The 25,462-nt window shown below is 40.7% G+C and carries 18 protein-coding genes; 17 read left to right on the forward strand and 1 reads right to left on the reverse strand.

Annotation, left to right across the window (positions count from 1 at the left end):
* Window positions 1-253: 253 nt before the first annotated feature.
* From AC0L3Y_RS12840 to AC0L3Y_RS12900, 13 genes are all read left to right on the forward strand, one after another.
* Window positions 254-1,246, forward strand: coding sequence for a Bug family tripartite tricarboxylate transporter substrate binding protein (locus tag AC0L3Y_RS12840; protein ID WP_473464062.1), 993 nt, complete (start codon window positions 254-256; stop codon window positions 1,244-1,246).
* Window positions 1,247-1,329: 83 nt separating this feature from the next.
* Window positions 1,330-1,770 carry a tripartite tricarboxylate transporter TctB family protein gene (locus AC0L3Y_RS12845; RefSeq protein ID WP_473464066.1) on the forward strand — a complete coding sequence of 147 codons (441 nt, stop codon included), beginning with the start codon at window positions 1,330-1,332 and terminating at the stop codon, window positions 1,768-1,770.
* Between the two features lies 1 nt (window position 1,771).
* Window positions 1,772-3,295, forward strand: coding sequence for a tripartite tricarboxylate transporter permease (locus tag AC0L3Y_RS12850; protein ID WP_473464069.1), 1,524 nt, complete (start codon window positions 1,772-1,774; stop codon window positions 3,293-3,295).
* A gap of 179 nt (window positions 3,296-3,474) precedes the next feature.
* Window positions 3,475-4,149, forward strand: coding sequence for a response regulator transcription factor (locus AC0L3Y_RS12855; RefSeq protein WP_473464075.1), 675 nt, complete (start codon window positions 3,475-3,477; stop codon window positions 4,147-4,149).
* Complete coding sequence (locus AC0L3Y_RS12860) at window positions 4,121-4,957, forward strand: sensor histidine kinase N-terminal domain-containing protein (protein ID WP_473464080.1); 837 nt, start codon at window positions 4,121-4,123, stop codon at window positions 4,955-4,957. Before AC0L3Y_RS12855 ends, AC0L3Y_RS12860 begins: the two co-directional genes overlap by 29 nt.
* The gene (locus AC0L3Y_RS12865) at window positions 4,905-5,648 is read left to right on the forward strand and encodes a sensor histidine kinase (protein ID WP_473464085.1); all 744 of its coding nucleotides are present in this window, start codon (window positions 4,905-4,907) and stop codon (window positions 5,646-5,648) included. The genes AC0L3Y_RS12860 and AC0L3Y_RS12865 overlap by 53 nt, the downstream gene beginning before the upstream one ends.
* Window positions 5,645-6,739, forward strand: a complete 1,095-nt coding sequence (locus AC0L3Y_RS12870) for an ABC transporter substrate-binding protein (RefSeq protein ID WP_473464090.1) — start codon at window positions 5,645-5,647, stop codon at window positions 6,737-6,739. Before AC0L3Y_RS12865 ends, AC0L3Y_RS12870 begins: the two co-directional genes overlap by 4 nt.
* A 144-nt stretch (window positions 6,740-6,883) precedes the next feature.
* Window positions 6,884-7,483 carry a methylamine utilization protein gene (locus tag AC0L3Y_RS12875; protein WP_473464094.1) on the forward strand — a complete coding sequence of 200 codons (600 nt, stop codon included), beginning with the start codon at window positions 6,884-6,886 and terminating at the stop codon, window positions 7,481-7,483.
* Window positions 7,484-7,980: 497 nt separating this feature from the next.
* Window positions 7,981-8,310: a hypothetical protein gene (locus AC0L3Y_RS12880; protein ID WP_473464097.1), complete on the forward strand. Its 330-nt coding sequence runs from the start codon at window positions 7,981-7,983 to the stop codon at window positions 8,308-8,310.
* A complete protein-coding gene (locus AC0L3Y_RS12885; RefSeq protein ID WP_473470627.1) occupies window positions 8,310-9,635 on the forward strand; it encodes a ShlB/FhaC/HecB family hemolysin secretion/activation protein in 1,326 nt (441 codons plus the stop codon). The genes AC0L3Y_RS12880 and AC0L3Y_RS12885 overlap by 1 nt, the downstream gene beginning before the upstream one ends.
* A 32-nt stretch (window positions 9,636-9,667) precedes the next feature.
* Window positions 9,668-19,522 (forward strand): two-partner secretion domain-containing protein, encoded by a 9,855-nt coding sequence (locus AC0L3Y_RS12890; protein ID WP_473464100.1) that lies wholly within the window; start codon window positions 9,668-9,670, stop codon window positions 19,520-19,522.
* Between the two features lie 15 nt (window positions 19,523-19,537).
* Entirely contained in the window at window positions 19,538-20,032 is a 495-nt protein-coding gene (locus tag AC0L3Y_RS12895) for a hypothetical protein (protein ID WP_473464105.1), read from the forward strand.
* A 33-nt stretch (window positions 20,033-20,065) separates the two neighbouring features.
* Entirely contained in the window at window positions 20,066-20,953 is an 888-nt protein-coding gene (locus AC0L3Y_RS12900) for a hypothetical protein (RefSeq protein WP_473464110.1), read from the forward strand.
* Window positions 20,954-21,486: 533 nt separating this feature from the next.
* Here the strand turns inward: AC0L3Y_RS12900 and AC0L3Y_RS12905 are convergent.
* Window positions 21,487-22,509 carry an IS110 family RNA-guided transposase gene (locus AC0L3Y_RS12905; protein WP_473464114.1) on the reverse strand — a complete coding sequence of 341 codons (1,023 nt, stop codon included), beginning with the start codon at window positions 22,507-22,509 and terminating at the stop codon, window positions 21,487-21,489.
* A gap of 113 nt (window positions 22,510-22,622) precedes the next feature.
* On the opposite strand from AC0L3Y_RS12905, the gene AC0L3Y_RS12910 reads away from it, so the two are divergent.
* From AC0L3Y_RS12910 to AC0L3Y_RS12925, 4 genes are all read left to right on the forward strand, one after another.
* The gene (locus tag AC0L3Y_RS12910) at window positions 22,623-23,030 is read left to right on the forward strand and encodes a hypothetical protein (RefSeq protein ID WP_473464118.1); all 408 of its coding nucleotides are present in this window, start codon (window positions 22,623-22,625) and stop codon (window positions 23,028-23,030) included.
* Entirely contained in the window at window positions 23,027-23,251 is a 225-nt protein-coding gene (locus tag AC0L3Y_RS12915; protein WP_473464122.1) for a hypothetical protein, read from the forward strand. Before AC0L3Y_RS12910 ends, AC0L3Y_RS12915 begins: the two co-directional genes overlap by 4 nt.
* Window positions 23,252-23,886: 635 nt before the next feature.
* Window positions 23,887-24,858, forward strand: a complete 972-nt coding sequence (locus AC0L3Y_RS12920) for a transposase (RefSeq protein ID WP_473464126.1) — start codon at window positions 23,887-23,889, stop codon at window positions 24,856-24,858.
* A gap of 162 nt (window positions 24,859-25,020) precedes the next feature.
* Window positions 25,021-25,461 carry a hypothetical protein gene (locus AC0L3Y_RS12925; protein WP_473464130.1) on the forward strand — a complete coding sequence of 147 codons (441 nt, stop codon included), beginning with the start codon at window positions 25,021-25,023 and terminating at the stop codon, window positions 25,459-25,461.
* Window position 25,462 lies beyond the last annotated feature (1 nt).

A 25,462-nucleotide genomic window follows, 5' to 3' on the forward strand; every position in this document is an offset into this window, starting at 1 on the left:
ATGACATGATTTAAATTGTCAAAACAAGGCATGTCTGATGATTAAGCTCCGTTATCCCCTTTGTTTATAAATAAACTTTTTCGCTTCAAAATGGTGCAAAAAAAGGCTTTGTCATGATTAAGTCAGAAAAAAATGCCCCATGACAGGGTGGTGACAGGTTTGAGGGTTATGGTTTATGCAATCTTGTATTACTGGAATCCTCATTTTCGTAATCTGATTATCTTACAAAAAAAATAACAAGCAGGAGATAACCATGCTTAATACCTTTTCTTTAAAGACCGTTCTTATTTCTAGTGCCGCGGCGCTAACTATTGCTGGACAGGCTTACGCCTACGAACCAGCTCGCAGTGCAGAATGTATTGCTCCAGCAAACCCAGGTGGTGGATGGGACTTTACTTGCCGTAGTGTAGGTAAAGTATTAGTAGATCTAGAATATATTAAAGGCAACGTTCAAACCGTGAATATGTCCGGTGCTGGTGGTGGTGTTGCTTTCGCTCACACAATCAGTAAACGTGCTAAAGATGACAACCTAATTGTTGCGGCTAGTACAGCGACAACAACTCGCCTTGCTCAAGGCCAGTTCCCAGGAATGAATGCAGACCAAGTTAAATGGGTTGGTACGTTGGGCGCAGACTACGGCATCATCGCAGTAGGTAAAGACTCAAAATACACGTCTCTTACTCAAATGATGGAAGCATTGAAGAAAGACCCAGGCGCGGTTAAATTCGCTGGTGGTAGTGCTTCTGGTGGTTGGGATCATTTGAAAGTATTGATGACAGCGCAAAAAGCAAACGTCGCAAACTTGCCGAAAGTTCGTTACCTAGCATTCAGCGGTGGTTCTGAAGCCTTAGTTCAAGTTGTTGGTGGTCACGTAGATGCGTTCACTGGTGATATTTCTGAAGTAAAAGGCTTTATGGATTCTGGTGATTTACGTGTCATCGCTGTGCTTTCTGAAACGCGTTTACCAGCACCATTTGATTCTATTCCAACAGCTATGGAGCAGGGTATTGACTCGATCGCACCTAACTGGCGTGGATTTTATGTACCGGGTGAAGCAAGTTCAGACTCTTACGACTGGTGGGTAAATACTGTTGATGAATTGTATGAAACTCAAGAATGGAAAGATGTTATGACTAAAAACGGTCTAATACCATTCCACAAATCTGGTGCTGAATTCGCTCAATTCGTGAAAAATCAAACACTAGAAATCCGCACTCTTTCTCAAGACATCGGTTTGATTAAGTAATTTAAAACCGCTATTTGGAGGGGGTAACCCCTCCTGTTTTCTTTCTTTTTCACCCCTACGATATACTTACATGGAGCAGAGACATGCGTATAAATGATCGTGTGTTTGGCATGCTGATGTTGATTCTTGCCGTTGCATACGGCTGGGAAGCAACCCAGTTCCCCGTCCCTTTTGGTGGACACGAAAGTGTTGGACCTGAAACTTTTCCTATTATGCTATCTGTCATTTTAGGCATTAGTTCTATTTACATGATTGTTCGTCCTGATCCAGATGAGAAATGGGCGCCAATGACCATGCTAATTGAACTTAGCGTTGTTGTTCTTGCCATGCTTGCTTTTGCGTGGGCGATTGAGCCAGTTGGTTTTATGCCAGCAGCCGCATTGGTTGTGAGTTTTTTAAGTTGGCGTATGGGAGCAAGTATTACTAAGAGTTTAATCACTGGTGTGAGTAGCTCTGTAATCATCTTTTTCCTATTCAATAATGTGCTTGAATTAGCACTGCCTCTAGGTCTATTGGAGTTTTAACATGGATACTATGAGCTTATTAATGAACGGTTTTGCCGTTGCATTAACGCCTGAAAGCATTATGTTTGCAGTGATTGGTGCCATTTTAGGTACCTTGATTGGCGCATTGCCGGGTCTTGGCCCTGCAAACGGTGTGGCTATTTTGATTCCTCTTGCATTTAGCTTGGGTTTATCGCCAACATCATCATTGATTTTATTAACCTCTGTTTATGCGGGTGCCATGTATGGTGGTCGTATTTCTTCTATTCTATTGAATATACCCGGTGATGAGCCTGCCATGATGACCTGTTTAGACGGTTATCCTATGGCGTTAAAAGGGAAGGCGGCTGAAGCCTTAGCGATTTCCGCAATCGCCTCTTTCATCGGCAGCTTTATTGCGACGATTGGTTTGGTTATCTTAGCGCCTATTTTAGCGAAGTTCGCTTTGAAGTTTGGCCCTGCAGAATACTTTGCTTTATTCGCTCTTGCGTTTGCGACCCTTGGTGGCATAACAGGTAAAAACCAGTTCAAAACATTAATGGCCGCAGCGATTGGTTTAATGATCGCTAGTGTCGGTATTGATATTTCAACCGGTGTACAACGTTTTACCTTTAACACACTTGAGTTGTTTGAAGGGGTTGATTTCATTATCGCTATTGTTGGTTTGTTCGCGATCAGTGAATTGTTGTTTTTCTTGGAACGTCACGCTGGTGATGGCCTAAAACAAGTAGCAATCAACAAACTAAAACTGTCTCCAAAAGACATCATCAAAGTGCTTCCTGCGTCTTTTCGCGGTGCGGTATTAGGCTTTGTTGCGGGTGTTCTTCCGGGCGCAGGCGCTTCTTTGGGTAGTTTCATTAGCTACACATTAGAAAAACGTGTATCCGACAAAGACGGCACCTTTGGTAAAGGTGATTCTCGCGGTGTTGCAGCTCCAGAAGCTGGGAACAATGGCGCGGCATCCGGTGCTTTAGTACCTATGTTAACCTTGGGTGTACCAGGAAGTGGAACAACGGCTGTACTGTTGGCCATGTTGATTTCTTTGAACATTTCTCCTGGGCCTATGTTGTTCCAACAAAATGCAGATCTTGTTTGGGGCGTTATTGCAGCTATGTTTGTGGGTAACCTTGTTTTGTTGCTACTAAACATCCCAATGGTTGGCATCTTTGTTAAATTGCTGAGCATTCCACCTAAATACTTGATGCCTGTGGTCACCTTGATTGCGTCCGTTGGTATTTATTCAGTGAGCCATAGTGCCTTGGATTTGTACTTCATGGTTGGTTTTGGAGTGTTAGGTTACATCTTCCGTAAGGTGGATATTCCATTAGTACCGATTATTTTAGGTATGTTGCTTGGGCCAGAAATGGAAAAAAGTCTGCGTCACACTCTCGTACTTTCCGATGGCGACTGGACAGCATTGTTTAGCAGTGGTTTGAGTATTGGACTTTGGACTGTTGCAATATTAGGCCTTGTATTACCTATCATTGTTGGCCCAATCGTACGTGCTAAAATGTCTAAATCAAAAGCCGCTACGAAAGAAGATTAACGCTTTCTAAATTAATCTAATTATAAGATTCGAACAGTTTAGGCTGTTCGAATTTTTTTCGTTTATAGTAGAGTTAAGCTAATTTTTAAAAATAATAATTAATCGAAATCTTTAAATAGCACCATTAGTTAATGGTGCTATTGATTGAAGGTTTCTAACCATAATATGGCTGATCTTATATGCGAATTTTGGTAGTAGAAGATACTCAGGTTTTAGGGCAAGCGATCTGTGATCGATTAACAAGTTTGGGGCACGGCGCGGATTTGATTGCGGATGGTAAAAGTGCAGACGAATTACTTAAATACCAACCCGTTGATTTGATTCTATTAGATTTGAATTTACCTGGTTTGTCTGGATTACAGTTGTTGCAAAAACTTCGTCAGCGTGACGACGATACGCCTGTCTTGATTCTAACAGCGCGGGATAATATCGAAGATCGTATTCGACTTTTAGACGAAGGTGCAGACGATTACCTTACTAAACCGTTCGATTTTGGTGAGCTTGAAGCCCGCTGTCGAGCGTTACTGCGCCGCAAGCAAGGCTATGCGGCCAACACCACAGAACATGGGAATATTTTGGTTAATCGAGACAGTCGACAAGTCTTTATTGATGGTGAACTTACTGCTATTACTAACAGAGAATTCCGCTTGCTAGAAATCTTTCTTGGGCATCTTGGTCGAGTATTAAGCAAAGACGAAATCACTGATCATTTGTTTAATTTTAACGAGACACCTGGTCCTAATGCGATTGAACTTTATGTTGGTCGATTACGCAAAAAAATGATTAAAGGAGATTTAGTTATTAGTACTTTGAGAGGAATTGGCTATGTGGCAGAAATCGCTCAACATCAATGAGGAAGAAGAAAAGAAAGCGTTAAAAAAAGCCCCATCATTGCGTTTTCGTTTTATTTTAACCGGCTCATTGGTGATTGGTGTGATTGCTTTTCTCGCTGTGAATCTGATTTTTGACTACAGTCAGAAATTGGCCGATTTATCCTATGATCGATTATTGCGTAGCGCCTTGTTACAAATGGATGAAAACATTGGTTTGATTCGGAACGAGGTGAGTATCGACATCCCTTGGTCTGCTTTTGCAACCTTAGCGCAAGCGGATCAAGATCGTGTCTTTTATAAAGTAGAAAGCTTAGAAAAGGGCTTTATTACAGGCTATCAAGATTTAAATAGCATTCCACCAAATCCACCAGTATTAGATCAAGTACAATTTTATAATCAAGAATATTCAGGGGAAATGGTTCGTTTTGCTTGGGTTGAACGTCATCTTACAGATCCTGAAACCGCGCAAACAGTGCGTATTATATTAGGGCAAACTCGCCTTTCTCGGGAAGAAATGGCTTCTGCGGTTACACAAAAAGCGGTTCAAGTTGTACTATTTATTGCCTTGGTTGCTATCACGCTTATTATCATTGGTAGTCATCTAGTGCTCCGTCCATTGCATCGTATTGAGTGGGCATTAGAGGAGCGTGCTATGGGGGATTTAACGCCAATTGATATCAATACTCCAAAAGAAACACACCATTTAAAAGTCGCCATTAATCATTTTATGGTTCGGCTCCAAACTAACCTAGAGCAGCTCGAAAATTATACAGCCGATGCGGCCCACCAGCTTCGTACTCCATTGGCTAGCTTGCGCGGCTTTAGCTGAAAACGCCCGTGATGACATTTTTGCCGACAAAGGTTCTTTGGATGGCTCAAGCAAAAAATTAGATGACTCAAATAAAAGAGAATCAAAAAGCTCTCCAGAAAAACAGTATCAAGCACTGGAAAACATCGTGAAACAATGTGATGCCTTGAGCCAAACCGTTACTTTATTACTTAATCAAGCCGTTGTTTCCCACAGATTACAAACTCATCGTTTAGAGCATATAGATTTATTGGCACCTATTACTGCGTCATGTCGAGAGCAAGCATTAACCGCCTTACATCAAGGGGTTCATCTTTCGTTAGAGTGTGATTTAAAACAAACCTTGATTTTGGGGGACAGTTTTGCGATTCAACAAATGATGCAGAACCTCATTGAAAACGCCGTCCGTTATAGTTGTGTAGACATAGAGCATGCTACAGAAGTGATTGTACAAGTAAGTGAATTTGAGCATTTCTATCGTATTAAGGTGATTGATTATGGTGGTGGCATTCCGGACTTAGAAAAAGAACGTGTCTTCGAGCGTTTTTACCGAGGCCGTTACGATATTGCTGGCAGCGGCGTTGGGCTTGCCATGGTAAAAGATATTGTTGACCATCATGGAGCTCGAATTGTTATTTTAGACACAGAACCAAAAGGCACTACGTTTCAGGTGGATTTTGCCAAATTCAAATATCAAGAAGGTTCCGTATGAAGCTCATTAAATCAAACTTGTTAAGGCCTAAAGTATCTAGTCTATTAATGGTGCTGATGATCAGTATGTTTTGTACCAAGCTTTGGGCCAAAGAGCCTGTGTGGTTTGGAAATGAGAATGCTCCACGGGTTTTGTATATTAACTCGGCCTTAGATTTAGCTTCGTTTGAACCTATTTTGAATACCTTCGCAGCACTTCATCCAGATGTACGAGTTGCATACCGAGACGTCAACACCCTTGATTTGTATTTTTTAACAATAGAGCAACAAGAGCATCCAACTGCCAGTTTGGCCATCAGCAGTGCTATGGATTTGCACTTAAAACTGGTAAATGACGGTTATGCGAAAACTTATCAATCTAGTTTTACTGAACGTCTGGCGGACAATTTTAAGTGGCGAAACCAGTTGTTTGCGTTTTCGCTGGAACCTATCGTCATGTTGGTGAATAAAAAGGACTTTCCTGGGAGCTTGCCAGAAGACAGGCAGTCTTTATTGCAGACCATACGACAAAACGGCGACGATATAACTAAGCGCATTGGCACCTATGATATTCGTCAAAGTGGTGTGGGTTATTTATTGGCAAGCCAAGACGCTCGTCAAGCTGATGCAACATGGGGACGGTTATTAGAAGCTTTTGGTAGTCACGATGTACAAACCTATTGTTGTACTCATGAAATTATCGATGACGTTGCCAGTGGAAAACTGGTATTGGGTTACAATTTACTCGGCTCTTATGCGTCACAAAGAGCCCGTGATGACGATAGACTAAAAATGATCTTGCCGAAAGATTATACCTTGATGTTAATGCGTGCCGCCTTGATTCCGAAAAATGCGCCAAACGCAGAAGATGCGGGTGTTTTTATAGATTTCTTGTTATCTGATACCGCACAAAAAATGATGCAAGATCAGGGGCTATTGTTTCCGATTCGGCCCGATTTGAATCATCCTGATGATCCTTATGTAGTGAATGCACCGGGGCCAACAGGTGTTATTGAATTGGATCAGCAGTTATTGGTAGGGCGAGACCATGCCAAACAAAAGCGCTTTATTCATAATTGGGAAATCGCGCTAGAAATCAGCAAAGAAGAGTAAGTCAGCTTCTTAGTTGTTCATAATGTTACAGAAAATAGGGTTACTTTATCTCGGTTTGGTTGTATTTATTGTCGTCTATTTTAATTTTTAATACTGAACTCATAAACGTTTATTTAAAAGAACATTCATCTAAAAGGAAAGATCATGCGTTACTTATTTACTCTATTGTTGGTTTTGGCTGTGCCTAGCGCATGGGCAGACGTGACATTGACGATTGTCGACCAAGATAATGAACCTGTCACAGACGCGGTTATCTTATTACCAAATAGCATGGTCGATACGCCTGAGAAACTGGCCATCATGGACCAAATCGATGAATCGTTTGTACCGCGCGTATTGGTCATTCAAAAAGGCCAATCTGTTACTTTTCCGAACAGCGACGATATTCGTCACCATGTTTATAGCTTTTCAGAGCCAAAGAGCTTCGAATTAAAACTTTATAATGGCAACGAAATCCCACCTATCGAATTTGATAAATCTGGCATCGTCGTACTCGGCTGTAACATTCATGATTCTATGATTGGTTACATTTTGGTTGCCGATAATACCTATGCGGTACAAGCTGATGACAAGGGGCAAATCACATTACCAGCGAAAGCAGGTGACAAGATCAAACTGTGGAGCGAACGATTGATCGAAGGCACAAACACAGTGAAAGAGCTGGACATTACTAGCAGTAGCGCACAAACCATCAAGCTTGAACTATTGCCGCCTATCGAGCATGACCACTACATGGATTACTAACTTTCCTTTAAGGAAGCAGCTGCAAAGTCGGACTTTAGTCCGACATTGCTTTATTGGGACAGAATAAAATCAAATCTATTCCTTAAGAAACCTTTCTTCGCGTTATTGTTTTTAATGCTAACTATTTACTATATAGGATCAAAATATTTTGCTCCTATATTAGTTCTCTCAATAAAATGCCTCTCCTCTCATAATAATCGACAGAAATGTAAGTCATTTATTACCATCAATGAAATTTATTCTTCACAAACTTACTTGTCTTTTCTCTTAGTGTAATCGTTTTAAAGATCCGTTTAATGAGTGTTGTATTTGAAAACAGCTCTTCAGAATTAGAACAAGGGAGAGGGAGAGTTACAGTGGTTGAAAAAGTATTTTACGATTTAATATTGTAAAAAAAATCAAACTATGTAATTTTACGTAATTAATTGTAAGCTTTATGAGTTGATTAAGGAGAGGCTTAGGTTTTCTGCGCGATTTTAAAAACTCAAGGAATAAGAGTGTTTCTACAAAAAATCATTTGTCTCAGTGTTTTATGCTTTTCTCTAGAGTTAATGGCGACTCAAGATGAATCAATTGCAAACGAAAATGAATGGCGGTTACGAGATAAAGCTGTGCAGGATGATTTAAACCAAAAGCTGAATCTAGCAGCACCTTCGATACAGTTACCAGAAGTTCAGCCTTTACCTGGAATTGCTGAAGAGGCTGTGTGTTTTGTTATCAAGAAAATTGAAATAACAGGTTTGTTATCTGATTGGGCAAAAACTGAAGGGGGGCGTATATTGGTGAATGCGTTGGATTTGACAGTATCCAAGCCTATGTCCGCCTAATTAATCAAAAGTTATTAGCTGAAGGTTATATGACCTCCAGAGCGGTATTGCCAGAGCAGAATATAGCATCGGGTATTTTAGTTATTAAAATACATGAAGGCGTTATCGAAAGGATTGAGTTACCCAATGACTATCGTTTCTTTTGGCAACATGCATTACCGCTTAAAGTCGGAAACGTATTGAATCTTAGGGATATGGAGCAAGCGGTTGATCAGTTAAGTCGACTGCAATCTCAGAGCGTAGAGTTTAAAGTCGAGCCGGGTAGTTATAGTAATGCAAGTATTCTTGTAGCAACGGTTCAAAGTAAAAAACCATGGCAGATGACATTTTCTGTTGATGATAGTGGAAGTGATCAAACCGGTGAATATCCTCTTTCATTAAGTGGCGTGTTGGATAACGTGATAGGTGTTCAAGATTCCCTGAAGTATTCACTGTCTTGGGCGAGGCAAGAGGAAACAGGGGCGTCAAACAGTAGTTCTTTTACATGGAGTTTACCTCTTGGCTATTGGTTATTCGAATTTACGAACAGTGGATCTGATTATCGGCAAGAAACCATAGGTAGCGTGACGAATTTTGAACTGACCGGCACAAGTTATGACAATAAGCTTGCTTTGAAGTATGTGCTATTACGAGACAATAGTTCAAAAGTGTCTCTGTCGAGCTCAATTAAAACAAGGCAAAGGCGCAGTTTTATTGACGGTACGGAAATCGAAGTGCAGCGACGTAATTTAACCGAATTTGAATTTGGGGGATCGTACCGAAAATATATTCAACGTTCAGTATTAGATTTTTCGGTCAGCGTTCATCAAGGGTTGGTATGGCTTGATTCTGATAAAGCAGACCCTGGTGCAACTAGTGATATGGCTCAGCCTAATTATCGATTCTATTCATTAAGTGGATCGATAAATCAGCCCTTTTCATTATTTGGTAGCAAGATGAACTATCTTGGTCAACTTTCTGTGCAATATGCTGAAACGCCTATTTATTCGCTTGATTGGTTTTCAAATGGTGGGCGCTATACGGTAAGAGGGTTTTCTAGTGGCGAGTCATTAAGCTCAGAAAGTGGGTGGCGTTTAAAGAATGATATTTCGTTGCCTTTTAGTGTTAAGCGATTTTCAGCCACCAGTTATTTAGGTTTAGATGTCGGTCAAGTCTATGGTGATGATGATTCTGGTGAAACCTTAATGGGGATTAGTCTTGGTCTTAAAGGTAGGCTTCTTGGTGTGAATTATGATGTTTTTGTCTCGGAGCCATTTTTAGAATATGGCCCTTATGCAAAAGCCCATTCTTATATATTGAACGGAACTCTGTCGGTTCAGTTTTAAAAATATAAGATATTCTTAGGGAAAAGGTGAATATGTTGGATTTTTTACGTTTGATTATGAAGTTTGTGCAACTTTTTTCAGAACGAGGTTGCCAAAGTGTATCAAGAGTAAAGCAACGTCCCTGGGCATCACATCATTCTAATATTTCTCTTTTACAGCCTTGTCGTAAATATCAAAAATATATCGCTCAAATTATGTTGGCGTCTTACCTTTCTGCACCGGGTGTATTGCTAGCGCAAGGTGTATCTGCCGCAGTCGGCAGTGCCTATGCTCCAACTTTTGATGTCGCTGCCAACAATGTCCCTATTGTTAATATTAATGCGCCGAGTGACAACGGTGTTTCGCGTAATCAATACAATGAACTGAATGTTGATTCAATCGGATTGATTTTTAATAACTCTACTGACATCGTGAGCACTCAGTTGTCGGGTTACATCGATGGTAACAGTAACCTAAACGGTAATAGCGCTAACATCATATTAAACGAAGTGATGGGTAATAGTGCCAGTGCGTTAAATGGTTACATGGAAATTGCTGGGCAATCGGCAGAATTGATTATTGCTAACCAAAACGGTATTACCTGTAATGGCTGTGGTTTTATTAATACTACACGCGGGACACTAACAACAGGATTGGTGGCATTTGATAACGGTGCAATAGAGGGTTATGACGTCTCTCAAGGGCAAATTAACATTGAAGGCTTGGGGCTGAATGCCACGAATATAGAGCAAGTGGATATTCTAGCTCGTAGCGTTCAATTTAACAGTGAGTTATGGGCCAATAATCTTAATGTGATTACAGGCAAAAACACCATTGCTCATGATGATCTATCTATTACTGGAACTGACTTTACTATAAACAGCTCTGATATTCCCAATTTTGCTTTAGATGTTTCCGCTATTGGTGGTATGTACGCGAACCGTATTACCTTAATTGGTACTGAAAAAGGTTTAGGTGTCAATTTTAACGGAGATATTAAAGCGGCCGATAGAATGGTGCTGGATACCAGTGGAAATATTGTCAACAATGTTACCGTGAGTGCGGACAGTGTGTCGATATCAGGAGCAAATATTGATAACAAGGGTAGTGTACTTGGTAATACAATCGATATTAATGCAGATCAGTTAATTAATGCGAATGAAAATTCGAGTATTGTAGCCACAGAAACATTGTCTGTTAATGTGCAAAGTGCGTTGGAGAATCGAACTAGCGCGGAACTTTTGTCTCAAAATGGTTCAATCCTAATTAACTCAGGTAGATTGTCAAACCAAGGGTTAATTGCATCTAATCGTATTAATATTAACTCTGCCTCACTAGATAACAGTACAGTTGATGGTCAAGTTTTTGCAACAGATACTTTAGACTTAACTTTGACAGGTAACTTAACCAATATTAATAGCGGGTTAATACATTCAGACAATACCTTGGCGATTGATGTTTTAGGTAATATTACCAACACGGATGCAACGATAGAAGCTATTGATTCTGCGACGATAAACTCTGGGAGGCTAACTAATTCAGGGACCGTCTTAGCTCAAGACAACCGTCTGTCGATTACAACTAATAAACTAGATAATCAAGGTTATCTTGTTGGTTCGGGTCTTAGTATTAGAGCTACACAGCTGAATAACAGCACTGAAAATGGAATGATTTTTTCTACGGAAGAACTTGTTCTCAACATTGACGGTGATATTAATAATACAGACGCTGCACTAGTTCATGCAGACACAGATGTCACGCTTGATGCACAAGGTAATGTTGTCAATACAGGTTCCACGATTGAAGCAATCAATTACGTTGATATTGACAGCCAAAACCTCACGTCAACTGGAACTATCTTAGCGCAAACTGGTGAGTTGACTCTTGATTCTACAAGTATCGACAACCAAGGAATATTGGCAGGTAACGGCATCACGATCAACACCGATGAATTAAACAACAGTACTGTAAACGGAAAAATTTATTCATCGGATAATGTTGATCTAAACATCGCCGGCGATGTGAACAATACAGACGGCGCACTAGTTCACGCTGGAACAGATGTTACGTTGGATGTAGGTGGGGATCTATCTAATGAAAATTCAACCATCGAAGCGCTGAAAAGTGTTTGGTTATCTGTGACTAATATCTTCAGTTCAGGAACGGTTCTGGCGCAATCAGAAGAGCTCACTATTGATGCAAGTACCGTCGATAACAGCGGTACGTTAGCCGGTAACGGCATCACGATTGACGCCAATGAATTAAATAACAGCACAGCCACAAGCAGTCTCTATTCCATTGGTGACTTAGATATTGCACTGACCGGAAATTTGAAAAACACAAATGAAGCTCTGATACATGCAGGTAATAACCTCATGTTAGACGTAGGCGGTATTTTAACCAATGTCAGTGACATAGAATCGGCTGCCGATACAGATATTACAGCATCCATTTTTGTTAATTCAGCGGATTCCACTGTAAATGCAGGGCAAGGTTCACTAACGCTCCACCTTACTAATAGTGTGCTGGATAACCAAGGTATTCTATTAGGTAATGGCTTAAACATTACCGCACAAGAAATTATCAATGGTAGTGTAAACAGTGAACTCTTGTCTTCAGGGGGCTTAACACTGACCACTACTCAGGGTGATGTGTCGAATACCAACGGTGCGAATATCCAAGCGAATGACACCTTGTCGATTGACTCAGCTGGAGACATCATCAATACAGACAGTCGTATTAGATCGGTTAACAGCATCACTCTTAACGGTCAGAATGTTAGTAACAATACTGATGGTGTTATTTCGGCTCAAGATGGAACCTTAACGATTAAATCGGACTCTGTCAGCAATGAAGGCGGCATAGCAGGTTATAAACTTGATGTAGATACAGGAAATTATCTAAACACAGGCAGCAGTGCGTTAACCCTCGCAAGAAATTACCTAGACATTAACTCAACTGGAGGTATTGAAAACTTAGACGGTGGTGTTTTATACAGTTTGGGTAATGGTTACCTAGAAGCCCAAAATGAGCTTTTAAATAGTTCAGCGACCATTGAAACGGTGGGTGATCTAAGTATTAATGCAGATCAGATAACGAATCAAAAAACTGAATTTGAAGTTAAAAATGTAGTTACAAAGAATAGTTATACAAATGTCAAAATCAACACCCCAAGTGGTTATGATAGCGCGACAAGAACGTATACAAAAACAGTTACGGTTCCTACAATAGTTACGAATAGTGAGCAAGGTTATATATTGTCAGGTGGAAATGTTTCACTTGTTGGTATGATTGATAACATTTACTCAACAGTCAGTGCTGCGGGCAATATAGAATTTGTTGCAGCCCAAAAAAATGATGTGTCTTATGGTGCAGATATTACGACAATTCATACAGGTAGAGATACTTTAAATGGCCATTATAGAAAATGTGTCAGAAAGATAGCTGGACATTGTACTGGAGGTAAGAAAACGGTATATACGACAGACTTTAGGAATTATACTTATACCGATAATTCTGAAGTTATTCTTGCAGACTCTACATTCACTGCCAACGGCAATATTACTGGTAGAGCGGGTACAATTAATAATGTAGGTAATGTTGAAGATATTATTGCTAGCAACGTAACAACGGAATATTTGAATGCCACAGGTACGATAGATACTCAAACCACAGGCGAAGCAGACACAGAAACCACAGGTGAAGCCGATACTGAATCCACAGGCAAAAATGACGGTGAGATGCTGGCTGTTGAACCCGTTGTAAATACCATTGATCTTAATGTCGTCGCAGCACGTCGAGATGATATTTTTGACAAAAATATCCTAGAAGACTTTGTATCTGGTGCGCTCTTTAATGAATCTGATTCACCAGAGCAAGGTTATCTCATTGAAACCAACCCTTTGCTTACCAATTATGCTTCTTTTATTTCCTCGGATTACCTATTAGATAAACTGTTTGCCGACAGTAATGATGACAGTGGGAACACGGTTGCGCGATTAGGTGATGGTTATTTAGAACAGCAGCTCGTTCGTGAACAAATTCTTGCCTTTACTGGCAGTTTAACCTTACCCGATTCAGTAGATGTTGAATCCATGTACGCGGCCTTAATGGATAACGCTGCGGATACTTATGAAGACTTAGGTTTAAGTGCTGGTATTGAATTAAGCGCGGAGCAAATCGCAGAGCTACAAGAACCGATTGTTTGGATGGTGACAGAAACCGTTGAGACAGCAAGTGGTCCACAAGACGTTCTAGTGCCAAAAGTCTACTTATCGTCTGCATCTAACTTTGAGCTAAGAGAAGACGGCTCTTTGATCGCGGCATCGAGTATTTCCATTGAAACGACAGAAGGGTTTACCAACACAGGAAACATAGTTGCGACTGAAAACCTCTTTATAGGCAGCGACACGTTGAACAATACAGGCAGTATTGCCGCGGGTGGCAGTGCCTCCTTAACCACAACAGGCGATCTATTCAACAGTGGCAGTTTAGCGGCAGGGGAAACCTTGTCGATTGTGGCAGGTGGTGACTTCATCAGTGAAACTCAAACCACCGTATTTGAATACGATGGTGAAAACTACGCAGAAACACAAACGCTAGTAGGTGATATCGCAACGATCTCGGGCAGTGATGTCTTCATCAGTGCAGGCAATGATATTGCATTAACAGGTACAGACATCTTTGCCAGTAGCGACCTTGCTTTGACGGCAGGTAATGACCTGATAATTGGAGCGTTGGAAATAGAAAACAGCAGTACTAATGGTAACTTCCAAAGCGATAGCGACATCAGCTTCCAAGTGTCTTCTCTATCTGGCGATAACGTCTTCCTAAGTGCAGGCGATACCATCACCAGCGAAGGTGCGCAAATAAACGCATTAGGTAACTTGGGGTTATCTGCAAGCAATATTGACCTCTTTGCTGTCACCGACACCACTGATTCTTACAGTAAAATCGGCAGCGGAAGTAACTACACAAAAACACAAAGTCACTCAGAAACGTTGACGACAACCAGCTTAACCGCAGGTGGTACTTTATCGTTGAATGCGTCCAATGACATTTTCTCAGAAGGGTCTTTATTATCGGGTGATAACGGCATTAATTTAGCGGCGGGAAATGACATTTTCCTCACGACCGCTACGTCGATCAATACCACAGATTCAGAAACAAAGTCTAAAAAATCTGGTTTCTTCGGCAGCACGACAAAAGTCACCACCACGTCAACAGAAGACATTACCAATGTAGGCACAGAACTGGTTTCCAGTGCCGGCGGTATTAACATTTCTTCAGGTGATGACACCATTTTCTATGGTTCAACAGCCACCGCAGCGGGCAATATTGCCGTGGACGCGGGCGGTGAAGTGCAGCTTCTTTCTGCGGTAGACCAAGCGTCTGAAAGTTACCAATATGAAAGAGAAGGCACGTTTACCGTTAAGGCCAAAAGCTCAGGATCTGTAACACAAACTGCGGTTGAAAGTGCCTTAGTCAGCACAGGTGGCAGCATCGGGGTTAACGCTGGTGAAAACATCACCTTAGAAGGGGCGACACTGTCCGCGGCCGAACTCTTATCATTAGGCACGAATGGCGAAAGCACTGATGTGACACTGAACGAAAACGGTGACTACGTGAACGCCGATGGCGAAGTCGTTGGCAACATCGTCATCGCCACGCAAGAGCTGGTCAGTAAATCATGGAACGAATCGTCTTCCGGTTTTAATGGCATCTTAAAAGACGTGGTGAAAGGCATTGCTGCTGTGGCTTCCGTTTTTAGTGTGAATGCTGAATTCAAAATAGGCGAATCACATTCTGTTGAAACCGAAGCTATGACGCAACAAACATCGACAATTGTTGCGAATGATCTCGTTATTGATGCAGCCGATTCAGTGAGTTTTGTGGGTACGGATGTGTATGTTGAAAACAGCGCAGTGATCAATGCGCAAAATGTCACGATTGAAGCAGCCGAAGAACGAACCACAGTGACGGAAACACACAGTACAACCACTGTTGCATCAGGCGATGGCTCTAATCACTCAGACGTTACAATGGAAGGTAAACTGGCTGACAATCAAGACGCGAAAGATACCAAAAAGGGAGCACATGGTGATTTCGAAGACGATAGAGTCAGTGGTGGAGAAGTCACCATTGCTGAAGTCTCCATCGTCGAACAAACCCAAAAGACGACAGTGGATACGACTACGCTACTAGGTGCTAACTTTGATGTGGGTAGCCTCTCTATCAATGCAGACGAAAATGTATCGATCATCGCCAGTGACATTAGTGTAGTAGGCGATGCCAGCATAGAGGCTGATAGTATTTTAGTAGGAGGGGCTCAAAACACCACTACGAAGACACAAGTAAACACCACAGATGTCACGACATTAAGCATTGGTGTGAGAAACGCTTACGCCGATGCGGCCTTGGCGGTTGCGGCCTTAGACGATGCGAAGAAAGCCGTAGATGAAGCGAATAAGGCGTATGATAAAGCGAAGAAAAAGGTAGAAGCCGGCACGCTTCCGGAAAGTGATTTAGAATTTTATGAAGTGAATAAAGTTGCTGCAGGTGTTGGCGTCGTGAATGCTACCTTGGCGGTGACCAGTGCAGGCAAAGCCGCTATGGCCGCGGCCGCAGCAGGAGGAACTGGGTTCACCCTTTCAGGCAGTGTGAGCCATCAAGTCGATACGACCGAAACAACCAATACGGCGAACGAGTGGCAAGGTTCCACCATCAGTGTGGGCGGGAATACACGACTAACCAGTGACAATGAAATCACGGTGGAAGGTTCAAATATTGCGACTGCAGGGGAACTCGCATTGGATGCAGACAGCATCAATGTGATTGCTGGCACCAACACCTATACAGAGAGCACAGAAAGCCACAGTGAAGGTGCGAGCGCAAATATCAGCACAAGTGGTAGCTTTGGAGGCAGTGTTAACGCCTCTCAGAGTTCCAGCGAAAACGAAAGTATGTCTTACACCAACAGTGGTTTAAGTGCAGGCAGTATCGTCAGCAACAGTGACAGCCTGACCATCAGTGGCGGTAATGTTTACGCCAATGAAGTTGACATCACCACAGGCACGCTTCTAGTAGAAAGTCTACAAAACACGTCAAGCGGCAACAGTAACAGTGTTGGATTGAATGTTGGCATAAGTGGTGATAACGATAAACCATCAGAATCAGGCGTTTCTGGTTTTGGTGCAGATTTCAGTAAAGGAGAATCAGAGCGAGCTTGGGTTGACCAACAAAGTGGCATCACAGGTGGCACGGTTAACATTACCGCGAAAAATACCTCGCTGACAGGGGCTGCTATTGCCGCAGTAGATGAAAACGGTAATACCACAGATAATCTCACATTGACTACAGACACTTTAACGGTTGCCGATATTCAAGACATCGACACCAGCTATAACGCTAGCCTTGGTTGGTCTGCGAGTGGGCTATCAACAGAAGAGGAACCGACGTCCGCGAACAGTAAGCCTCAGCCAGAGAAAGCGGATACCAGCAGCCGTACTTACAATATGGGATTCAATGGGCACGAGAAGGAACAAAATACCCTAGCCACAATTGGCCTTGGTAACGTCACCGTGGGAGGGGCTTCCATCGACGACCAAGGAGAATACGACGACCTAACCCGAGACGTAGCAACCAGCCAAGAAGTCACCAAAGACGTAGAACGTGGTGGGCTGGATGCCAGCGTGACCGTGGATCAACGATTGACCAGTGTTGCCGGATTAAAAGACATTGCGCGCGATGCGGTTGAGACTGGCACACTCGTGGTGAGTGTCGCTAAAGCGGCAACAGATGGAGAAAACTTCTTCACAGGCGTGCAGAACTACGCCATTGAAAATGAAGCAGTCAAACAACGGGCAGCGGACGAAGCTGCGCAAGCGTTACTTCGTGGTGAAAGCGGTGTAGAAGGTAGCATTGATGGCATGCAATCTATGAGTGATGCGCTTACCAAAGCACAAGGACTGGAAAACGGTACAACCGTTGCTGCTTACAATGGCAGTAAGATTGATGATGACACTGTCCCAGAAGATAAAACAGCAGTAAACAAGAAAGAAGTCGCGGGTACTTATTACGAAGATGGTAAAGCCATCCTCGTAAACATAGACAAAACCAACATGACAGACAGTGCGGAGGTTACTGCGACCGTTGTGCATGAGCAAACTCGTCATCGATTAGCGGAAACGGGTGCAACCGAATCATTAACACGAGATGAACAAACGGACATCGCCAGCAGTCATGGTAATCAGGCTGAATCTCTCATGAATATTTACAGTGGTATAGCTGGAGTGAGTACTACAAACACCACAGCAAATACCACACAAACCAGCTGGAATGCAGCGAACAGCTCAAGCAGTGCAGTGCAATCTGGTACAACTTACATAGCGAGCATCGACAACAGTGATCTTAAAGCAAGGCAGGTTAACAATGCTGAGCTTGATTTTATCAACTTTACGGCCGCAGAATCTTACGCAGAAGTGAGAGGGATTACCGCTGAAGAAGCGAAAAAAGAGCTTATGCGTGGTGCCGCCCTTGAAGCGGATACGGATTGGGAAGAGGCTTATAACACCTATACTGAAGAAGAAGTCGAAGCATATAAAGCGGCGAATGAATATTTAGTCAATGCAGCGAGTGAAGAGGGCTTAACTTTTGAAAACGAAGACGGAGAAGTGCAAGCGGCCTTTACTTCGACAGAGGAACAACGAGAAGACCATGATTTATATTTAAATGAAGCATTTAGTAATAGCGATTATACAGATAATGTTGCTATTGACGACTCTGAAAAAAGTGTATGGCAGCTAACTCAAAAAGGAATTGAGTTAGCTGCTGGCACAGTTTCTGGTACAGGATCAGGTGTTTATGGTGGCATTGTTACTGACACTCTTGACACGGTAGATACTTTTACAGATAAAGAAACATATGAGGCAATAAAAGAAGGTACTGAAAAAGCCTACGCTTTACTGAATGATGATCCAGAAAAATTTGCTGAAGTGATGAAAGCTGCAGGTATTGATGGATTTGAAAATGCATCAAAAAGTCTACTTACTTATAAAAACCAAATTGCCTTGCTTAGTATGCAAGGGCAAGATTATGAGGCCGCTGAAAAAACCAGTGAAACGGTAGCGCATGAAGGCGCAGGCTTTATTAACCCAGTTAAAAAACTTAATTATCTTGGGGCAATAGCCGCAGTTGGTAAATACATAGATAAAGTAACGCCAGATAAATCTGGAACGGATGTGCCGACATCAAATAATGATATCAATACTCCTGTATTAAATGAAGAAGGCTTCGATGTTCCAAATAAAGTCACTCGTGAATCAGTTCAACAGCAATTGGATAATCTATCAGACGGGCAAGGTGATAATTACACGGTGCGGGAATTATCGGATGGTTCGTTTACTACTGTCAGAAAAGATACGGGCGTAAGTGAGCAAATCCAAGTTACGGATGAAGGAAATCTTGTTAGTCCGATTGAAACACAATCAAGCTCTACAGGTGCGACTAACCAAGCCAAAGGAAAAGCTTCAGAAGATTATGTTGCTGAGCAATTAGGTGATGATTTTGATTCTCAGCAAGCTTATATTAATGGAGAAAAAGTAGATGGACGACCTGCTGGTAGTGTTGTTCCAGACTTCTGTTCATTAGATGGCAGTTGCTCTGTGGAAGTTAAAAATTACGATTTAAGCCGTACTGGTGGTGAAAGTAGTTTGGTGAAAAATATATCAGACCAAGCGATAGTACGTGATACTCATTTACCTGATGATATGACTCAAACAGTCGTTATTGATATACGTGGGCAAAATGTTTCGGCGGCTCAACAACAAAATATAATTGATAAAATAGTAGATAAATCAGATGGAATAATAGATGGCGATTCTATAAAGTTCATTAAAGATAATGATTAGAAGGTATTGTATAAAATGAAAAAGATTGGTTTTTCTGGCGCGTTTACAACGTTTCAAATTGGTAATAAGGCTGAAATGCAATTGTTTTTTGACTGTATAGAGCAATATGCGGTGAAAGGTAATGATGAAAAATGGATGTTATTAACAAATCGCTTCTATCGTAAATATCTTAAGCTAGAAGAGCTTGATACTGCTTTATTATTAATGGAAGAGGTGAATGATATTTTTAAACGTATAAATATAGCTGATGTCTATTTTATAAGTGAATTACCAGCAACCACTAAATTAAAACTAGACGGAGCAATAACATTATCTGATATATTTTCTAGTTACTTTATAGGTTTTAAAGATGTAGTCGAAAGTGCAAAAATATCTTATGCGAGTTCAGGTAATTATAGGTCAGTTAAAGTTATTGTTGCTGATATACTTGAAAGTCTAAAATGGGACAAATTACCTGATGAAGAATACGAAGCGGTAGTTGGTGAGCCATTATGGTCTCAGCATGGATAATGCCAATTTTTAGATTTTATTATAAGGAAAAAAATGAGTTACGATTTATTGTTGAAACCTAAAAATGGTGATTTAACCGTTGAGCAATTCAAAATATACTTTGCGACTAAACCTCATTATGACTTGAGTCTAGATGGGGAAAAATTGCAGGCAATATATCAAAATAAAACAACCGGCGTGATTTTTTATTTTATATATCAACACCAATCTGAACATGAAGAAGCTGAATATTACCCGATCACGTTTAATATTAGTTATTTCAAGCCCTCATACTTTGCCAGTGAAGCGGATGTTGAATTAAAAGCATTTGTAGATACTTATGATTTAATGGTCGATGATCCACAAATGAATGGAATGGGGTTTGGTGATTACCAATCAGATAAATTTATTAGCGCTTGGCTACGTGCTAATGATTTGGTTTGTCAGTCCGCTATTGTGAGTAATAAAGAAATACCGACTTTACCATCAGAAAAAATAGAAAGGGTTTGGTTATGGAATAAACAAAAAGATACGCTTCAAGAAAATGTAACTGATGATGTGTTTGTTCCTACTATTATGTATTTCCGAAAAGACGGTGAAGTGCTTACGGGGTGTGTTTGGGAAGATGGAATTCCTATTGTAATACCTCCCGTTGATATTGTTGTTATTGTAAGAAAAGATGTAGTACCTAAAGTAAATGATATAACGGTAGCACATTGGAATGACGTTCAGCCTATTTTAGAAAACAGTAAACTGATGATGCAAGGTGATGCATATTATTTATTTTACAAACGATTGCCATTTCCAATAAGAAAATTTATTATAAATTTACCTAAAGTAGATATGAAATTGTATCAACGCATTCCACCTGAATATGTTTTAGATAGAATTTTAACAGGACATATATGGACGCTCCCGTGCCGTCAAGGCGTAGTTAACTGAATCACTCTATTTAAGTGATTTTTTCTTTTTCTATTAACCCTTTCTTACCGTTTTCGATCTACATGAAGTAAGAGGTCGTACTGACATATATCCGGCCTATATGAGAGCACTCTGTGTTCTCTGGCCCTGAATTTAATAGGACATATATGGACGCTCCCGTGCCGTCAAGGCGTAATTTAACTGGGACATATATGGACGCTCCCGTGCCGTCAAGGCGTAGTTAACCGAATCACTCTATTTAAGTGATTTTTCTTTATCTATTAACCTTTTCTTACCGTTTTAGATCTACATGAAGTAAGAGGTCGTACTGACATATATCCGGCCTATTATGAAAACATTGTTTGTTTTCTGGCCCTGATGAGATCCGCACTTAACTGTCTCAAACAGGCACTCGGCTTACTAGAGCCTTGTCCGGTACAGACTGTTGCTAAGTGCGGAAAACCCGCTTTAATCATCATGTTTTCATCGACCAAGGAAAGAGTATTTCTTTGGGTATTACTTCTCTGTATTACTTGTTGTATTTATTGCTTTTCTTACGCTGCAATCACTCGGTAATCTTCATTACGATGTAGTAAAATCCATGCGAGCCTTGCTAATCGATTAGCGATGGCAACAACCGCTTTGTTTTTTCCGCGTCTTTCGACTATCTGTTGAATCCACACAGATAACTTGTCTGTTTTCCCTTTTGTTCTATGAAGCAAAGAACGAGCACCGTGAATTAATTGCTTTCGTAAGTACGGGTTACCTCGTTTCGTGATGCCGACATGCATTGATCTTTCGCCACTGGCGTATTGCTTAGGTGTAACACCTAACCAGACAGAAAGTTCTCTTGGGTTGTTAAATTGACTGCCATTACCAATAGAAGCAAAGAGAGCCGTGGCATTTAACAAACCCACACCGGGTAAGGTCATTAAACGCTGGCATAAAGGGTTACTTTGTACGTAGAGCTTGAGTTCTTTTTCAATAGAAAGACACCGCCTACTTAAGTTGTCATACTCCTCTTTCGCCTCCGCGATTTGTTGCTTCATACGAGAGGTTAAGCGTGATTCATCAGGGTCTATTAGAATAACAATATGCTTTTGGAAATGAGCCAATCCCATTGGGATAATGACGCCATATTCACTTAATAGCCCACGAACTTGATTCACAATACTAGTACGCCGAGAAATCAACTTATCTCTAATACGATGCAGAGCTTGGATGTCTTGCAGCTCAATACTTTTTAAAGGAACGCATTTTAAATTGGGTCGCCAAGAGGCTTCTGCTATTGCTAAAGCATCGTTGCGATCATTTTTATTACCACGGACAAACGGTTTTACATGTTGTGCTGGAATGATGTGAACATCATGACCCATTTGAGAAAACAGCCTAGCCAAATAATGACTAGAGTAACAGGCCTCCATCGCCACCACAGCAATGGGTTGATTAGCGATGAACTCAGGAAGTTTATGGCGAGATAGCTGTTTATTCAAAAGTACTTTTCGGTCTGGAGAAACCACACATACCTGAAAAACATTTTTTGCTAAATCAATAGCGATAGTATTAAACTGATTCATAGGACGCTCCTTAGTTTTAACTGTTTTGTCATATTCAGTTTGGCGCATTATGACGCCGATACCAACTTTGGAGCGTCCATCCCATCAGGCACCCTAAGATATCTGATGATTCATTGTCATATGTTACATTTCAAATTGGTAATTATACTGCAGCTTTAGGGGCAGATTTAAATGAATGGCGTGATGTAGCGGGTGACGCATTAATGAATTCAGGTTTTGAAAATTTTAGTAATTTATATAATCAAACAATATCTGACCCAGTTGCTTGGGATATTAATCAATTGAAAACCGAGCAGGCAATATTGCAACCAATACATGAACAATATTTAAGCGATGCACCGTTGTTTACATGGCTTTCTGGGTATATTACTAATACAGATAACACATTAGGTGTTGGGAATTATTTTGGAAGTGAACGACAAGGTCAATCAGGTGGTATCGATATTCTTAGTTATGAATCTAGAGTTCAGTTTGGTTGTCAGTTAATGGGGTATACCGCTGAGCAAGGTTGTGCTCCATGAATAATAATTATCCTTTTAAAAAAGTTATAGTTGGCTTTACTTCTTGCTCTGGGCTGGGAGGTTTTTTTGTAGGCTTATATTTGCTTTTTTTGTTTTTTTACGAAAAAAACATTTTAGTTAAATTGAGCTTAAAAGATATACCTTCTTTATTTGGTTTGATTTTACTTACAACTATATTTGGTTTTATTTTTTTTGTATTCCTGCGCTTATTTCTGCTTTAATCTACTCATCCATGAAACTGTACAAAACAGTATACGGTTATTTACTTGTCACAGCGATAGGCGGCGGAAATGCATTCTTATGGAGTTGTATGATGGCTATTTTTACTAAAGGATTTGTAAGTGATAAAGTCGTAATCGAGTCGTTGTTATATACTTTTCTAGGTAGTATAACTTCACTGATTGTGGCGTATTTTGTATTGCCAAAAGATGAAAATTTGTCCCGTCCACACGTCCATTAGACGTTTCTTGTTTATAAAATCACTGTACTCTACTGAGACAGGCACCCTAAGAATCAAATCTGATGCAATATAAAAAAAGATTAAACCAACACCCTTATTCTTATGTTTATATGTTTTATGTGTAGTATCTCTTTACTATATAGGTTATACCGAATTTAATTTTGACTTTCCGTCGTTTTCAATTGGTTGGTTACTTATGAATCTTTGGTTTTTGTTACCATATATTGTAGGGGGAGGTTTGGTTTTTTTCTTGGTTTTTCTAATATAAAACGTTGGCTTAACTGGGACAGGCATCCTAAGAACCTAGTGTTCTCAATGGCTCTAGCATTTTCTTGACCATATTTAAATATACTGTATATAATTACAGTATATTTTCTCAAGGAAGAGAGGTTGGATATGCCAAGGTCAAGAAAACAGCAAATCAGTTTAGAAGATACTCCTTATTACCATTGTGTGGCTCGCTGTGTTCGGCGGGCTTTTTTGTGTGGTGAGGATGCGATTACTGGCAACAGTTATGAACACCGGCGCGGATGGGTAGAAGAGCGCTTGTTATTCCTTTCTTCTTTATTTTCTATTGATATTTGTGCTTATGCTGTAATGAGTAATCATCTTCACGTTGTTTTACACGTGGATTCAGAAAAAGCGAAATCGTGGTCAACATTAGAAGTTCTACAGCGTTGGCATCAACTCCATAAAGGCACTATGTTCACTCAACGATATGCAAGAGGGGAGAACTTACCGAGCTACGCTGTGGTATTGGCCGAAACAGCAGCTGAAACCTACCGAGATCGCTTGATGGACATCAGTTGGTTTATGAAAGAATTAAACGAGCCCATTGCCCGAAGAGCGAACAATGAAGACAACTGCACAGGTCATTTCTGGGAAGGCCGTTTTAAATCTCAAGCATTATTAGATGAAGCGGCGTTAATGGCTTGCATGGCCTATGTGGATTTAAACCCACTGCGAGCGAACATTAGTAAAACACCTGAAGACTCTGATTTTACCAGCGTGAAAAAACGCGTTACCTCTGCAAAAAGAAAACATCAACCGAAAACCTTATACCCCTTTGTTGGTAACCCAAGAAAAGACATTCCAAATGGTTTGCCTTTCAAACTGATAGACTACCTTGAACTGGTTGATATGACAGGCCGAATAATACGAGAAGACAAACGTGGCTCCATTGATGCTTCATTACTTCCGATCTTAAAGCGCCTAAATATTTCCTCTGAAAACTGGCTTTGTATCGCCACTGAGTTTGAGAAAAGAACAGGGAGCGTCGTTGGTCAAGAATATTCAATCGATCATTATTGTGAGAGAAACCATCGGCAAAGAAAACCCAAAAGACAAAATCTTCAACGAACCGCTTAATCAGTTATAAAAACTCAATCAAAAAGCAGTCACTATAATGGTGGTTTGGCTCAGTGTGCTTCTAACTCAGACTTTTACTCCCTATCTGTAATATTTTCCCTTCAAACACAATAAAAGAGACTTTTGAGTAAGCGCTTTGATCCGTTTTACTGATTTCAAGTATTGTGTTTTTATGATGTCTGTCCTATTAATACTGATACAGATATAGAGGATTATAAGAAAATCCACGTAACGGATGAAGGAAATCTTGTTAGTCCCGTTACGATTACAGACCCAAACAAAATACATGGGAACTCAGTTGATAGTCCAAATCCAGCTATGCAATATACGATTGTCGATGACCAAGGCAAAGTATATTACGGAGTTGGTGACGTTGATGGTGTCAGAAGCAATCAGTCACTTAAAAATTTAGAACAAGCAAACACTGACAGGACATTCACTATAATTGAACAAAATATAAAACCTACTAAAGCAGAAGCATATAAAGCTGAAGATATAGGTATTGATAGCAGTGGTGGTGTTGCTAGTGACAATAATTATAATATAAAAAATTCACCGGGTAAGAAATTAAATGCTGAAGAAAAAGAAAAAGGAAAAGAATAGA

This window comes from Marinomonas sp. GJ51-14 (assembly GCF_055808695.1).